Origin of the sequence: Peribacillus simplex, from assembly GCF_001578185.1 — a bacterium.
GTDB classification, from domain to species: Bacteria; Bacillota; Bacilli; order Bacillales; family DSM-1321; genus Peribacillus; species Peribacillus simplex_A.
The window spans coordinates 1804627-1819888 of the sequence record NZ_CP011008.1; the positions used below are offsets into that span (position 1 = coordinate 1804627).

The following is a 15262-nucleotide window of genomic DNA, read 5'->3' on the forward strand; positions in this document are numbered from 1 at the left end:
ACATGGGCTGGACAAAAGAACAGCGTTATCGCCGCGTTGAAGATGTTAATCAGGTAGAGCTGCAAAATTTGCAAACAAGAGTAAATGAATGCACATGGCGACAAACCTTTCATATACAGCCTTTATCCGGCCTACTTAATGACCCTAATGGCTTCTCTTTTTATCATGGCGAGTACCATTTATTCTACCAATGGTTTCCACTTGGTCCTGTACATGGGTTGAAGTATTGGTATCATACGAAATCAAAAGATCTTGTTTCTTGGGAAAATGCCGGCATCGGGATCGCACCGGATGATTATTATGACAGCCATGGAGCCTATTCCGGAAGTGCTATTGAATATGAAGGAAAACTATATTTATTTTATACCGGCAACACCCGTGATGAGAATTGGCAAAGACATCCCTATCAATGTATCGCCATCATGGAGAAAACGGGTCAAATTGAAAAATTGACCCATCCATTCATTCGGGACGTACCAGAAGGATATACTAATCATTTCCGCGACCCGAAAGTTTGGAGAGAAAATGATACCTTTTATGCAGTAATCGGTGCACAGCGGAAAGACAAAACAGGATGTGTCGTCCTATATCGTTCCTCCAATCTAGTAAACTGGACATTTGAAGGAGAGTTACAAACTGACCTTGGAGCTTTTGGATATATGTGGGAATGCCCAGATTATTTTGAACTGCAAAACTATGGTGTACTGATGTTTTCTCCACAAGGTTTGGAGCCCAAGGGAGACCTTTACCACAATATTTATCAATCCGGTTATGTTATTGGCAGCAAGCTAGATACAATAACCCACTCATTATCACATGGCTCTTTTCAGGAGCTTGACAGAGGCTTTGATTTTTATGCGCCGCAAACAATGGTTAATCCTGACGGAAGGCGTATCCTTGTCGGATGGATGGGCTTGCCTGAAATCGACCTACCCACAGACAAAAATGGCTGGGCGCATTGTTTAACACTGCCAAGAGAATTATCTGTTCGAAACGGCAAACTGATACAGCGGCCAGTGCAGGAACTTCAAGCGCTACGCAGGCAGGAAACTGAAGTAAAAGGTGTTTTGAAGAACACCAAGAACATGTATGAAGAATTCAAAGGAGTATCCTATGAAATGGTATGTGAATTTGAAAACAACGATGCCGTTGAATTTGGTATTGAATTCAGGGCCGGTGATGATGAAAAAACGGTCATTAAATATGATACTGTAGAGAAAAAAGTCATTCTTGACCGCTCTTCTTCAGGTGAGACCGTTGGAGAAGCTTATGGAACAATCCGAAAATGCTTTGTGAATACCAAAAAAATTAAGTTTCATTTATTTGTAGATACCTCTTCTGTTGAGATTTTCATCAATGACGGTGAAGAAGTATTCACGAGCCGGATCTTCCCTCGTGAAAACAGAAATGAAATTCGTTTCTTTGCATTATCTGGAAGCACCACTTTTCAAGCAAAAAAATGGAGTTATGTATGAAAGCGAGAGGTAAGGTATGAGAAATTTATATGCAATCGGTGAAGTATTAATTGATTTTATCCCCCTTCAAAAAGGAATCGCACTAAAAGATGTAATGGAATTCGAGCGTGCTCCAGGAGGCGCTCCAGCGAATGTTGCTGTATCAGTTGCCAGAAATGGCGGCAATGCATCGATAATTACTAAGCTCGGAATGGATTCATTTGGGGACTTTCTTTTAGAACAATTGCAGCAAGCCGGCGTGAAAATAGATAAAATTACGAGAACGAATGAAGCCAACACAGGCCTTGCTTTTGTATCTTTGCTTGAAAATGGTGAACGTGATTTCTCTTTCTACCGCAATCCTTCTGCAGATTTGTTGCTTCATGAGACTGAAATTAACGATAGCTGGTTTGCAAACGGCGACCTCCTCCACTTCTGTTCAGTCGATTTAGTGGAAAGTCCTATGAAGCATGCGCATGTGAAAGCCATTACTTCTGTAAAAGCAAAAGGCGGAATCATCAGCTTTGACCCAAATGTCCGCCTTCCGCTTTGGACTGATCCTGAAGAATGCCGGAAAACGATTTTAGAGTTTGTTCCAATGGTTCATATTGTGAAAATTTCTGATGAAGAGCTTGAGTTTATTACCGGGATTACTGACAAAGAAAAAGCAGTTTCTTCGTTATTTACTGGTGCTGTTAAAGCAGTAATTTATACAAAAGGAGCTCAAGGTGCCGAATTATATGTAAGAGGTAAAAAATACGAATCAACCGGGTATCGCGTCGGCGTACAGGATACAACAGGGGCTGGGGATGCATTTATCGGAGGCTTGCTGTATCAGTTATTAGAAAAAGACGTTCGGCAAGGAAATCTGGAAGAAGTTCTTGAACTTCATCACCAAGAAATCCTAAGCTTTGCAAACGCTAGTGGCGCTCTTACTACGACTGGAAAAGGAGCAATCTCTTCCATTCCGGCCAAAGAAGCGATTTATCAACTGCAGCAAATCGATCAATAATGGCGCCTACCCTAAACGGAAAAGTACCGACCGATTGGCTTGCTAAGTTGATAAGGACCTATTAAAAGGCCTTGGAGCTGCGGGCGTTTTGGAGGTAGGAAATAACATCTAGGCAATTTTTGGACCGAAATCAGACCAGCTAAAAGAATAAATCAAAAAAGTGATTGCTTAAGAAATTTGCTGTTCAGCCAGAATATTAAAAATAATTGGAGGTATTACCTTGTTAAAAAACTTATTTGGAAAAAAAACAAAAATTTCGGAAATAAAATTAGTATCGCCAATTGAAGGAGAAATTTTAAAGCTTGAAGATGTACCGGATCCAGTTTTTTCACAGAAAATGATGGGAGATGGTATTGCTTTCTTTCCTATCGAAGGGAAGGTAGTGGCGCCGGCTGATGCAAAAGTCATCAATGTCTTCCCGACGAAGCATGCCATTGCATTGGAAACGGCAGAAGGGCTGGAAATATTGATTCATATTGGATTGGACACGGTTAACATGAAAGGAGAAGGGTTTTCCGTTTGTGTGGCAGAAGGTGACCAGGTTAAAGCAGGAGACATATTGGTCACCTACAGCCTTGAACTGGTAAAGGAAAAAGCATCAAGTACTATTACACCGATGATCATTACCAATGGAGACATTGTGACACATTTAGAGTATCACTATAGTGGACAATCTGTAGCCGGTAAAACGACCGTTCTGGTAGTTACCTTAAAATAGGAGAATGAGTAAAATAGAAGAAACTCGTTAAAGAACTAAAGAACATATGACCAAGAGATGTCCACCCCAGAAATGGGGTGTTTTTATTTTAACTAAGTTGGTATCATAACTTAACGGAATTGTGTTACTTTAGGTGGTAATTTGCACTTATTTTAAGTGCTATTTTGCACGTATATTATTACTGCAGTTTTCCGGGGCTGCCATTTGGTGACCTTTTTGCTTAATGAACTCCCTCAGTTTAATAGATAATGCTCACGAATACTCGCTTATTCGCAGGATTTCAAACCACATGGTATAGGTTGCTTTAGATGAACGAAAGAGATCGGACCGTTTTGATAAGATGAGGGCAGATTGAAATAGGGGATCTATTAAAAATCCCATATTATTACATATGCTGCACGCATTTTCCTCGCTGCCCCTGGAGGCTTTCCCTCCCATGTCTCAACGGGTCATAATCCTATGCCCTTTCATTCCTTCGTCATGCCTATCCAAGGGGTGGAGGCCGGTTTTGCTAACGGAACGGGTCATTGCCCTTTTGTTCATTACATCCAGTACTTCGTGCTTTCTTTGAAATCCTACGAATAAGCCAACTTTCGTTAAATAACCATGTGAATGTAAATTTACGCTGCTAGTTGTTCATGAGGGAAGACCATTTCCGGTTTATAGGCAGAGCCATTACGAGCAATCCCTACTAGGACACGGGCGAGTTTTCCACATAGTTTCATGATGGATTTCATTTTCTTTATCTTCTTCACTTTAACATTGTTCGAGTGTAGGGCTTTAAACTCAGGATTATTCATCACCAGACTCATGGTCGCAAGGAAGAGGTAACGCCGCAGGCGTGATCTTCCACGTTTGGAAAGAACAATTTGGCCTTTCCACTTCCCAGAGCTTGCTTCAGCGAGATGCAATCCTGCATGACGAAGGAGCGCATTCCCGTGAGCGAACCCACTCAGATCTCCAGCTTCGCCTAAGATGCCTGCCAGTGAAATCTCGCTGATTCCTTTAATGTCAAGTATTTGCTTAACGAATGGAATCTGTTCCAAGACATTTGTAACTTCTTGCGTTACTCTTTCGAGTTGGGATGAAGCGAGATCATATTCCTCTAATAACTGTCTCAAGTGAAGTTTATACGCATCAAGGGCTTGTTTCGTACCAATTGAACGCTTGGCCAATGCAAGCAGGGAACGGGCTTTTTTATGCCCGGAATGTCGCTTCATACATGATTTCCACCCGGTTACGATATCTTGAAGCTGTAAGGAACATCATTCAGCTGGGGTAGGAAAGAGGCGTAGGGTTGCGATGGCCCCTTTACATGATACATCTTTAAACACTTCCCGGAGCTCGGGAAAGACAACATCCACCCAGCGATTAATTTGGTTGATGGAGCTAACAAGACGCTTAACGAGCACATCTCGGTTAGCCATAAGGACACGAAGTTTTTCAAATGATTCTGAAGTGGAACGAACGAAGGCATAGTAGCCATTCTTCACCATATCAGCGATGACAAGGGCATCTTTTTTATCACTTTTGGATTGCGTATTATCACGATTTTCTTTGTTTCTTTTGACATGGTGAGGATTGACCGTGACGACATCTATGTTTTGTTTGACTAGCCACTTTGAGAGGTTTATCCAATAATGACCGGTAGGTTCCATTCCGACTATCGTGGTGTCTAAGTTTTTCATGTATTTTAGTTCCTTGATCCAGTTTAGTAAGCTAGTAAAACCCTCTTCGTTATTTTCAAAAGACAAAGGTTTCCCGACCACAATGCCCCGATAGTTTACAGCACGGGCCACGTGTACATGTTGGGCAATATCTACACCAACAACTAGATGTTGATCCGTAATTCTTTCAATTAGTTGATTTTGTTTGTTTTGCATTTTAACATTCATAGTAGGGCTTCCTCCTTAAGACTTTGAGTTAGATTGGACTCTATACTCATATCTTACTGAGGGGCTCTATTTTTTTCAAACCTGATATTTAACGATCTACAGGAATGCTAAAGGGGCAGATTAGTTGCATAAGGCATACTCAGATTACTGCAAAGCTACCCTTTAAATAAATTGTGTCATTTACCTATGGGGAACATAACTTAAATCTAAGTACTCCCTTAAAACTAATAAAGAGTGATTGTATGTCTTGTGTTACTGGCATTCTGGAGGATTTGTGTGTTTTTATCAAATTATATAGGAGTGATAAAAATGAATGAAGAGCTTCAAAAATTAATTAACAATTTAATTCAAGTTGAGCATGTTTCAACAACACTATATCTTGCAATGTCTGCGTATATGGGTAGGTTGAACTTAACGGGCATGGCACACTGGTTACGTTTGCAATCAGATGAAGAAAGAACTCATATGCTTAAATTGATTGATTATGTTGTTGATTTGGATGGAACTGTAACACTCAATAATATTCCTGCTCAACCAAGCGACTTCGGAACACCATTAGAAACTTTTCAAAAGGTATTAGCTCATGAACAATTCGTTACAAATTCTTATCGTCAAGCCTATAATTATGTAAATCAAGTTGACCCTCAAGCTTCAGTTATTATACAAGACTTTTTAAGGGAACAAATAAACGAAGAGGCGCAGAGCCTAACAATTGTTAATCGTCTAAAACTTGCTGAAAATAATCCGTCTGCTCTTTTATTACTGGACCAAGAATTAGGGAAAAGGACAATTACTGCGACACCTGCTGCTGGTTGAAAACTAAATTAACAATGAATATAAAGGGGAGAGAGGAGAATCAATAAAAGTTACGCTACTATTGGAGTATGTTAGTTGTGCATAAAAAGGCCTCCAGTTGGTGGTCTTTTTAATGTATAAAAATTTACATTATCATTCATTCGTATTAGAAAAAAATACAATTATTCAACAATTAGGAAATTTAATAACTAAAGTGACATTCTATAATTTACCTTGAATGTTAATTACATTTCCTTACCAAGTACATATGATAATTATATAAACTGTAAGGGGTTGAGAAAAATGTATTATGTTCCTTATATCCATCCATATCAATATCAAAATCCTTATTATGTAAATGGACCAATGTATAACAATGTAAGAAATCCTCATTATTGGAGTGTTAATAATGCTAACCAATTGGGTTTTTTACAATCATCATATGGAAGAAATAATATTGAGGTAAAAGATTATGGATCAAAACCATATGTAGTGAATATCAATGAGGCTACAAAACAAAACACTACCTACCGTACCGCATTATGGACAGGAAAACATTTGCAAGTTACATTGATGAGTATTAAAGTTGGTGAAGACATTGGTTTAGAAATTCACCCTAACGTAGACCAATTTTTACGTATTGAACAAGGTCAAGGGGTTGTTCACATGGGCAATAAAAAGGATAATTTAATCTTTGTAAGAAACGTCTATGATGATTATGCAATAATGATACCTGCTGGCACATGGCATAATGTAACCAATACAGGTAATATTCCGCTAAAACTTTACTCGATATATGCTCCTCCTAACCATCCATTTGGTACTGTTCATGAAACTAAAGCAGATGCATTGGCTTCGGAAGAAGGTTACGGTCCATGGCAATAGTAATACAGTTATTTCTGGCAGGTCTCCAGATGAATGGATAAAGCACACGGAATTTTTGGTAAATGAAGGGTTAGAGGATGTTAAAAGAGGAATAAGTGCTACACTTATTCTTCAAGAATTTATTCTAATGAGAGTTCTTGTAGGGAAAGGATATTCTCCCGAAAAAGCATATGAAAAAGTAGAAGAATGGGAACGTACAGGAGAATCCAAACTTCTTCAGCAAAGCAAAAATATGTATAAATAGAGTGAACCTATCATGCTGCAAGCGAGGACAGTTCCCTTAGACTTTTAAAGGCTGAGAGTAGAATTAGAATTATCATGGTGAACCGATCACAAATAGTGGTAAAACAGAGGGTGGAAATTATTATTAATAATGAATGCATCGAAAAGTTAATATGAAATATACTAATGTTGAGGACAGGGAAACCTGTCTTTTTCTTATATATCGGGAAAGCGGATAATACAATATGAAATAAATAATTAATTAATTAAAATCAAGGATACGATATGACTAACAATAGATAAAATTGGGGTGGGGAAATGCCTGAACATATCGAAGTAATTTTGAGATCAATTACTTCTTTCACTTTATTACTAATTGGAACAAGAATATTAGGTAAACAAACAATATCTCAAATGACAATGTTTGATTTTGTTGCAGCAATTTCGCTAGGTGCAATTTCAGCGAATTTAGCCTTTAATACTTCTATTAAGGTACATCATACAATTATTGCATTTACTATATATGTAGCAATTATTTTCCTGATTGCAGTTATTTCATTAAAAAATAGAAAAGGAAGAAAATTTCTGGCTGGAGATCCCACAATTGTGATGCAAAATGGAAAAATATTAGAAGGAAACATGAATAAAATGCGATATACATTGGATTATTTAAATCAACAACTAAGGGAAAGAGATATTTTTAACATAGAAGAGGTTCTATTTGCCATAGTTGAAACAAATGGAACGTTAACAGTATTAAAAAAGCCGCAATTTAGGAACGTTACAAAACAGGATTTGATGATTGCAGTAAAGCCTGAAAAGAAGTTACCTATTGAACTTATTATGGATGGAGAAATAATTAAAGAGAATTTAGAACAAAATAATATAACGTTTTCATGGTTAGAATCAGAGTTAAAAAAGCGTAATTTATTTAAACATGATGTTGTTTATGCAGTACTGGCTGCTAATGGTAATATGTATGTTGATACATTTAGAGATCATATCAATTCCCCTATTGATAAAGAATAATTATTTCTTACAAAAGTAAGTATAAAAATATAGGGACGACGTAATCGTTTGAGAGTACAATTAATTTCTAGCAAGTCCTCAATATCATTTACCGATGAGATTTAGATTACATAACGTGGTAAATCCACAGGATTTATATGGGTATTGTGTGTACATCCATCCTGTCACGAAAGAGTTACGTATTCAGAAGAAAGATAGTTCCTTAGAGAATATACAGTTTGATGAGATTATTAGTGTAATTGTAGAGCATTAATAAAAAGTCCTTTCTCTAAAGTTGAACTATACCCCGGATAACGGACACACATAAAAAAGTGTCCCTTATCCGGGTTTTTTTATGTTTCAATAGATGTAATGAGTATGGACGGAGGGTTTCTATGAGTAAGAATATATATACTGAATTTCAGATTAAAGAACTTGAAAAGAATCCAAATATCATTAGTGCTTCCGAGCGATCTATTTCCTATAGTCCGGAATTTAAAACAAAAGCTGTTAAGGAATATAAAAAGGGGAAAGCCCCCTCTCAAATTTTCATTGACCAGGGAATTAATCTCGAAATAATTGGAAAGAAACAACCCAAACGTTGTCTACAGCGCTGGCGTAGTACCTTTGAAAGGTTTGGTGAGGAAGGCTTCCTTACGGAACGCCGTGGAAAAGGAAGTACAGGACGCCCCACTTCCAAGCCACAGTCTGTAGAAGATCAACTTAGGAAGGCCGAGGCGAGAATCAAATTCCTTGAAGCAGAAAATGACTTCCTAAAAAAGCTGGAAGAGCTAGAAAGGCAGGCTCTGAAAAAGAAATGATTCTAACTGCTGCTGAGAAGTTCTATCTGATTGAAAGGACGATCAGAATACACCAATTAAAGAAGGCTGTTTCTTATCTATGCAAATTGGCTGGTGTAAGTCGAAGTGGCTACTATGATTGGTTAAAGGCAGCTCCTTACCGTGAGCTTCGTGAAGAACAGGATGAATTGGACATAGAATTGATCAGAAATATTTTCATCAGTAAAAAGGAAAAAGTAGGCGCCCTCCAAATCAAAATGATTATGGAGAATGACTACTCGGCCGTCATGAATCATAAGAAAATCAGACGGTTGATGACAAAATATAATCTCCTAGCGAAAATCAGAAGGGCCAACCCGTATCGGAAGATGGCCAAGGCAACCAAGGAGCACCTTACTTGTCCAAACCTCCTTAATCGTGAATTCAATCAGGAGGTGCCAGGGAAGGTCCTGCTTACTGACATTACCTATCTTTATTATGGGAAAGGCCAAAAAGCGTATTTATCCTGCGTAAAAGATGCCGCCACAAAAGAAATCGTTACGTACCATTTATCTACTTCATTAGAAATGGATATCGTTTACGAGACTTTAAATAAGCTAAAGCAGGCTGTGTGTCACGAGTTCCATCCGAGTGCAATCCTTCATTCTGACCAGGGGTTCCATTACACCCATCCGCTATTTCAACGCAAAGTGAAGGAACTTGGGATAACCCAATCCATGTCCCGCAAGGGAAACTGTTGGGATAATGCGCCAATGGAAAGTTTCTTTGGCCACTTTAAGGATTTGGCAGAATATAAAACATGTACTAATTTAACGGATGTGAAGGAAGAAATTGATCGAGTTATTGAAGAATATAATGAACATCGTTATCAATGGGGGCTAAGGAAAATGGCCCCGGTACAATACCGGGACCATTTATTAGCTGCTTAGGCACTTTTTTATACTGTCCGTAAAATGGGGCACAGTTCAAGTGAGAGGGACTTGTTTTTTGTTTTAATTAGGCATAACATTTTTAACTAACTCCGTAATATCAATATCTGCGTTATAAGTTACCTGATCTATACGAAAATCCTCACTTGCTGCAAAGTTAATTTTAATTTGCTGAATCCATTCATATGCGGCAATGGCTGCTATCCAATCAGGATCCTTTTTAAAATCTGAATTTATTACCTGGAAGCTTCCACTCTGAAAGAAATTAGTTCCCTTGGTGTGTAAGTATACTTTGATATTAATGTTCATACTTACCTACCTTAGAGATAGATCATACCAACTTTCGCCAATGATCATATTCTCACCTTTTCTTTTATAAGTGAATTTCGCTATATTTTGACCTTCTAAATGATAAGGTACTTCCCAGAAAATCGTCACCTCACTGATATCGTCCTCTTTGGCGAGATTAGCAGCTAAATCCTCACTATACATTTCAATTAAATTTTTAGTCCTCTTTGCATTGTTCATAGCGTCCCATTTCAAATATGGTAAAACTATATAACTCCCATCATTTAGGCCTAAGTTTTCGTTAACTTCCATTTCGCTATTTGTGTGGCTATAGTTCTTATCTATAATGCTGTTAACTGTTTCTTCTATTTCTTCTTTCCTGGTTGATTCGGTCTGTGTCTTCTCATCAGGAAACTATTAAAGAACCAAAAGGAACAAAAAATTTTTCCTGGAAGCTAAGGAAGCACAAAAGAGAAAAAGCAACTAAAAAAGATGGAAAAGGACCTTTTCCATCTTTTTTTCATATTTATTTTACTATCTTTTTTGAAGTCCATAAAAAAATTGCCATTAAAACAAATCCTATTACTAACGGTGTAAAGGTTACAATGGTTAAAATCTGAGGGGTATGTTCGAACCATAATCTAGTGGCTCCTTCTTGTTCGTAAACAAAGTCAGGATTTTCTATGTTGAAAACGATTCTATTTATAAATAAAAATAGTCCGAATGTGTACAAGGAAACCAAACTTAATATCAAATAGATTGTTCCGTTTACTTTTTCCATATTTAAAGTTCCTTTCTATGTTTTTACCAATTTAATAATAGATATGGTAAAAATGGTAAAATTAGTGTAAATTAAAATAGCTATATAATATATTTTACAGAAAAAAGGGGAGTATTTAAATTACCATGTTAAAAAAGTTATTTTTTAGTCTTTTAGTCCTAGGACTTGTATTTAGTTTCTCTGTTAGTACTTTTGCTGAAACCAATGATTCGGAAGAAATCGAGGATTTTCCAATAATCACTGATTTCAATGAAGCTCCTAAAGTTGATCTTTCAATAGATGACACTGAGTATCCCGTTGTAGAAGATGATCCTGTGGATTCTTCTATACCAACACCACGTTTTGGTCCTACGAATATAACTTATAAAATAGTTAGTAAAACACTCTATGGTTCAGGTCACAAAGGTTTTAGAGATGGACCAAGTGGTAGAGGTCCAGCTACACTCAACATTAATAGTTCAAAAACTATTAACCGTTCTTTTACAAATACGATATCTGGGGATTACCCTATTGGAAAAGGTAAGATTGCAAAATCTTTGTCTACTACGATTGGGGACTCAAAATCTTATGGTACTAGTTATACAATTCCCGTTGAAAAAGGTAAGAAAAAATTAATAATCTATAGACCTTTTTATTATCAATATAAAGTGAAACAAAGACAATATGTAAATGGTATGGCTACAAATACATATAAATATGCTTACGTAAATGTTTTTCAAGATTGGGATTACGATTGGAAATATTTATAATTAAATATGGATATTAGATGTTGCAAAAAAACAAAGCTCTTACTAATATTATTTAGTAAGAGCTTTCAGTTTGTCGACAAACTGAGATCACCTAAATAGTAGGTGAGCTTTCTCATTTTACTAATCGTCCAAAATTCATCAAATGTTTTATCTAATGCGCTACTATTTTGATTGCAACTGTCAAAGTAGGTACTGATTTTCATTATAGATGAAAAAGAATGAATGTATTAGTATGAAAAAATGACCACATTCTGACCACCAAATAAAAATAAAAAGGTGAAATAACCTAAAAGAAATTTGTATACAGGTTATAGAAAACCTTGTTAAATAAGCCTTTATGTATCTTTTTGAAAAAAAACAAAGTCGAAGATATGTTCCGCACACAAGTTCACCCATGGGAACGCGAACAATATATGTCAATGTATTAATAGTTTCAAAGCCTTGGTATTACTGAGTTTCTCAGTTACCAAGGCTTTTTTTATTTTTATAAAATGAAAGGTTTAAAAAATATCGAAAAAATTTATATCGGCCAAAAATTACGTGTGAAATAAGTAAAAGGGGTTGAGTCTCATATGTCCTTTTTAAAGTAAAAATAAAGCAAAATTGAAGAGGCAGAAATGTTGTTAAATCAACGTTTTCTGCCTTTCACTATTTCTTCAATTGCTTAATTACAGCTTTGGGACAGGCCCCTTAAAAAAGGATGTAAAGGATATCGGAAAATTTTAAAGAATATCAAATTATCAGTATAATCTCATAAAACCAACTAAATAACACATCAAAATTTCCGATACAATATTTGCGAATACATTTTATAGAAAGTATGTTTTATAGAGTCGAAAAAACCATTTAAAGGGAGTGCTGGTCATATGAAAAGTAATAAAAAAAAATTAGGAAGAAAAATTTTAGCTCTTAGTACAATCGCATCTATTTGAGTGACATTTGCGACAGCCTCTCCAGAATTAACAGGTGCTGCTCAACCTGTTAAAATTCAACTAATGAAAAATTTATGGGTGAAGCAAAAGCAATACAAGACTGGAAAACCCCTTTGACTGAAGCTGAACTAGTTTATGGAAAGCATTTAGATAGTCAGCGAAAATATTCATATTCGGTCGGCGATGCTACTTATTTTATGAAGGATATTGAGTTTCATAGTAATGCAGTATCCCCAGACGGTCCCCCTAACTTTACTGATGTAGGAGATGTATTTGTAGGACACGCAATTTTAAACAACGAACTTGATGAAAAAATAGATTTAAAAACAGATAGTTTCTCAAGAACGATTACAGATTCTGTTACTACTTCTACTACACATTGATTTAAAATTGGAGAGAAAACAACTGGAAAGATATTTTTACCAATAGGGGAATTATCGCAAGAAGTCTCTCTAGAATATAATTTTTCTACTACGAGTAGTGAAACAAAAACAGATAGTAAGACTTATTCAATTCCTTCACAAACGATTCCAGTTAAACCCCATTTTTCTGTTGAAGTAATTGTAATGTTAAATAGAAGTAAGGCTACAGGAAAAGTCAATCTCTTAACTAAAATGTCAGGAAATATTGCAGGTTGGAATCATTGTTATGACCCTTTACCTGGTGAAAAGGTTGGTAAAGCTTATGTACATAGCGGCTCTATAGCTAGTATGGTTAAGTATGCAAAAAATTTCGAGGAACTTCCAAATTTATCCGTAAACTCAGATAATACGATAAACTTAATCGGCAAAGGTACTTATGAAGCAGAACTCGGTACAGAATATTCGGTAACTGTAAGACCAATTGATAAAAAAGGAAGATATACGGGTGAAGATTACACATATACAGTTAAGCCAGAGGTTAAAACAGCAGAAAATTAAGATGCTGTTCCAATTTTCTAGGAGAGTACCTATTTAATAGAAAAGAAATTGCAAGTTAATTGTATTATATTTAAATAACTTAAAATAATGGTAAAAATAGGGTTATTTAGGTTTCATTTTCAAAATAAAAATAGGGGGTTTTTGAAATGAAGAAAATTTCAAAACTAGGTTTCTTATCAATTCTGTTAGTAGTTTTAATGTTTAGTAGTACTGTTGCGTTTGCGGAAGAAGGAGAAAGTATTGGTGTAACACCTGTTAATGAAGGCGGGGGAATTACTGTTTTTGGAACTAGTACTCCATCTTCCTCTCATAATTTAGTAAAGAGCGGAAGAATGACATTTTCCGGTTCTGCTCAAGGATCAAATTTATACACAAATAAGTATTTTACAGGGAAATCTCAAGTTAAGCTTTCTGTAAAGAATAACCATTCTGCGACTTTAGCCTTAAAAGTATATAAAAACACAAGTATTTTCGCTGTATATTCTGAAACTTTGAAATCTGGAGAAACATTAACTGCATTTCCATCTGGTTTAGATAAAAGTGGACTATACTACATTAAATTTGTAGCTCCAAGTAATTTTAGCGGATATGTAGAATAAATACATATTATAAAAACCTGAAAGACTAGAAGTGTTTTTTATTGATGCTTTTAGTAAATGGGGAGTATTCAAATGACTACTACACTACTTAAACTAATTGCATTAGTTTCTATGTTTATTGATCATACCGGGCAATTCATCCCTGATACTCCAGAATATTTTAGATGGATTGGGAGGTTGGCTATCCCAATTTTCATATATTGTGTTGTTTTAGGATACAAACATACATCTAACAGAAAGAAATACATGTTACGTTTGTATTTTTCAGGAGTTGGTATGGCCTTTATTAATTTAGGAATTAACATTGCCTATAGCCATACAGGGGTCATTATTACAAACAATTTCTTTGCAACTTTATTTGTAATTGTTCTAGTAATTTATTTATTGGATAAAAGGCAGGTAAAACTATATGTGTACTTTATTTTATGGCAACTGATTAGTACTATCTTATGTGTGCTCTTTTCAGAGATTATAGTGATTAATTTTCAAGCAGACCATTTATTTTATGGAGCAATATTAGGAAATATATTCTTTGTTGAGGGTGGTATTTTCTTTGTATTGCTGGGTATTCTACTTTATTTGTGTAGAAGTAAAGTAGGAATTACTATTGTATATATCATTTTTCACTTGATTATCTTTACTGCTTACGCTAAATGGGGAGTAGTCAAGGACGGTATTATAAATCATTTATTTCCGTTTAGTGATTACCAATGGATGATGATTTCTGCACTACTACTATTATTACTCTACAATGGGAAAAAAGGTACTGGATTAAAATATTTCTTTTATTTCTTCTATCCTATTCATATTATAATTCTTTTTTTGATCGGGATAAATCTCCGTTAAAATGTTTATAGATAAAATTTTAGCTAATTAGAAACTATTCTTTATTTTTAAGGAATTTTATAATTTAGGTCTTGAAAACGTATGATATTCACGTTTTGTTGTTGCTACCCATGGTGCGACCCCTTCTAAAAGTAAAAGGAGGCTAAAAAGTAATTGAATGGATACTATCATATTATGGTGTTAATCCTCTAGGATACTTTTTAAGCTCAAAGCCCTTCTCGTGTGAGAGGGGTCTGTTTTTTGTTTTAATTAGGTCTACCTTCTTAACCAACTCAGTAATGTCATTGTCTTCGTTAAAAATCACTTGGTTTTATACGGAAATCCATACTAGAACCCATTTCCCTATTAATCTGCTGTATCCATACACATATGCAGCAACTGTGGATGTCCAATCAGGATCTTTCTTGAAATCTGAATTTAGAATTGAGA

Annotated in this window: 12 protein-coding genes and 4 pseudogenes; 13 read left to right on the top strand and 3 right to left on the bottom strand. The window is 35.7% G+C overall.

The genetic code is table 11. The features are described 5' to 3' along the window. Positions 1 to 2 precede the first annotated feature (2 nt). The 3 genes from UP17_RS08505 to UP17_RS08515 all read left to right on the top strand — a co-directional run bounded on the left by UP17_RS08505 (position 3) and on the right by UP17_RS08515 (position 3184). Positions 3 to 1475, top strand: a complete 1473-nt coding sequence (locus tag UP17_RS08505; protein ID WP_061462525.1) for a sucrose-6-phosphate hydrolase — start codon at positions 3 to 5, stop codon at positions 1473 to 1475. Positions 1476 to 1491: 16 nt separating this feature from the next. After that, positions 1492 to 2466: a carbohydrate kinase family protein gene (locus UP17_RS08510; protein ID WP_057277268.1), complete on the top strand. Its 975-nt coding sequence runs from the start codon at positions 1492 to 1494 to the stop codon at positions 2464 to 2466. Positions 2467 to 2686: 220 nt separating this feature from the next. Beyond that, positions 2687 to 3184, top strand: coding sequence for a PTS sugar transporter subunit IIA (locus UP17_RS08515; protein WP_054397421.1), 498 nt, complete (start codon positions 2687 to 2689; stop codon positions 3182 to 3184). 620 nt (positions 3185 to 3804) lie between these two features. Here the strand turns inward: UP17_RS08515 and UP17_RS08520 are convergent. After that, a pseudogene (locus tag UP17_RS08520) lies at positions 3805 to 5079 on the bottom strand (IS110 family transposase). A gap of 309 nt (positions 5080 to 5388) precedes the next feature. Here UP17_RS08520 and UP17_RS08525 point away from each other — a divergent pair. The 5 genes and pseudogenes from UP17_RS08525 (at position 5389) to UP17_RS26240 (ending at position 9718) form a co-directional block, all read left to right on the top strand. Next, the gene (locus tag UP17_RS08525) at positions 5389 to 5895 is read left to right on the top strand and encodes a ferritin (RefSeq protein ID WP_061462526.1); all 507 of its coding nucleotides are present in this window, start codon (positions 5389 to 5391) and stop codon (positions 5893 to 5895) included. Between the two features lie 282 nt (positions 5896 to 6177). Then, positions 6178 to 6769 (top strand): annotated as a pseudogene (locus UP17_RS08530) (cupin domain-containing protein); the annotation flags it as partial. 530 nt (positions 6770 to 7299) lie between these two features. After that, positions 7300 to 8010, top strand: a complete 711-nt coding sequence (locus UP17_RS08540) for a YetF domain-containing protein (RefSeq protein WP_061462529.1) — start codon at positions 7300 to 7302, stop codon at positions 8008 to 8010. A 91-nt stretch (positions 8011 to 8101) separates the two neighbouring features. Further along, positions 8102 to 8263, top strand: a pseudogene (locus UP17_RS29480) (hypothetical protein); the annotation flags it as partial. A gap of 121 nt (positions 8264 to 8384) precedes the next feature. After that, a protein-coding gene (locus tag UP17_RS26240) for an IS3 family transposase (RefSeq protein ID WP_155727271.1) occupies positions 8385 to 9718 on the top strand; the annotation gives its coding sequence in 2 pieces (ribosomal slippage) (positions 8385 to 8757 and positions 8757 to 9718; 1335 coding nt in all). A gap of 63 nt (positions 9719 to 9781) precedes the next feature. On the opposite strand, the gene UP17_RS08555 is transcribed toward UP17_RS26240, so the two are convergent. Both UP17_RS08555 and UP17_RS08560 read right to left on the bottom strand, forming a co-directional pair. Next, the gene (locus tag UP17_RS08555; protein WP_061462531.1) at positions 9782 to 10027 is read right to left on the bottom strand and encodes a hypothetical protein; all 246 of its coding nucleotides are present in this window, start codon (positions 10025 to 10027) and stop codon (positions 9782 to 9784) included. 6 nt (positions 10028 to 10033) lie between these two features. Continuing rightward, positions 10034 to 10246, bottom strand: a complete 213-nt coding sequence (locus UP17_RS08560) for a hypothetical protein (protein ID WP_061462532.1) — start codon at positions 10244 to 10246, stop codon at positions 10034 to 10036. Positions 10247 to 10401: 155 nt separating this feature from the next. Here UP17_RS08560 and UP17_RS08565 point away from each other — a divergent pair, with 155 nt between their 5' ends. The 5 genes and pseudogenes from UP17_RS08565 (at position 10402) to UP17_RS08590 (ending at position 14833) form a co-directional block, all read left to right on the top strand. Beyond that, positions 10402 to 10626: a hypothetical protein gene (locus UP17_RS08565; RefSeq protein WP_061462533.1), complete on the top strand. Its 225-nt coding sequence runs from the start codon at positions 10402 to 10404 to the stop codon at positions 10624 to 10626. Positions 10627 to 10912: 286 nt separating this feature from the next. Next, positions 10913 to 11536 carry a hypothetical protein gene (locus tag UP17_RS08570; protein ID WP_061462534.1) on the top strand — a complete coding sequence of 208 codons (624 nt, stop codon included), beginning with the start codon at positions 10913 to 10915 and terminating at the stop codon, positions 11534 to 11536. Between the two features lie 1129 nt (positions 11537 to 12665). Beyond that, positions 12666 to 13388 (top strand): annotated as a pseudogene (locus UP17_RS08580) (ETX/MTX2 family pore-forming toxin). Positions 13389 to 13534: 146 nt separating this feature from the next. After that, entirely contained in the window at positions 13535 to 13987 is a 453-nt protein-coding gene (locus tag UP17_RS08585) for a hypothetical protein (RefSeq protein WP_061462537.1), read from the top strand. Positions 13988 to 14059: 72 nt separating this feature from the next. After that, positions 14060 to 14833 (top strand): TraX family protein, encoded by a 774-nt coding sequence (locus UP17_RS08590; protein WP_061462538.1) that lies wholly within the window; start codon positions 14060 to 14062, stop codon positions 14831 to 14833. The last annotated feature ends 429 nt before the right edge of the window (positions 14834 to 15262 follow it).

What these genes read in the sequence shown, in the direction of transcription:
- UP17_RS08505 (WP_061462525.1), top strand. Translation starts at nt 3, where the DNA reads ATGGGCTGGACAAAAGAACAGCGTTATCGCCGCGTTGAAGATGTTAAT.
- UP17_RS08510 (WP_057277268.1), top strand. Translation starts at nt 1,492, where the DNA reads ATGAGAAATTTATATGCAATCGGTGAAGTATTAATTGATTTTATCCCC.
- UP17_RS08525 (WP_061462526.1), top strand. Translation starts at nt 5,389, where the DNA reads ATGAATGAAGAGCTTCAAAAATTAATTAACAATTTAATTCAAGTTGAG.
- UP17_RS08540 (WP_061462529.1), top strand. Translation starts at nt 7,300, where the DNA reads ATGCCTGAACATATCGAAGTAATTTTGAGATCAATTACTTCTTTCACT.
- UP17_RS08555 (WP_061462531.1), bottom strand. Translation starts at nt 10,027, where the DNA reads ATGAACATTAATATCAAAGTATACTTACACACCAAGGGAACTAATTTC.
- UP17_RS08560 (WP_061462532.1), bottom strand. Translation starts at nt 10,246, where the DNA reads ATGAACAATGCAAAGAGGACTAAAAATTTAATTGAAATGTATAGTGAG.
- UP17_RS08570 (WP_061462534.1), top strand. Translation starts at nt 10,913, where the DNA reads ATGTTAAAAAAGTTATTTTTTAGTCTTTTAGTCCTAGGACTTGTATTT.
- UP17_RS08585 (WP_061462537.1), top strand. Translation starts at nt 13,535, where the DNA reads ATGAAGAAAATTTCAAAACTAGGTTTCTTATCAATTCTGTTAGTAGTT.
- UP17_RS08590 (WP_061462538.1), top strand. Translation starts at nt 14,060, where the DNA reads ATGACTACTACACTACTTAAACTAATTGCATTAGTTTCTATGTTTATT.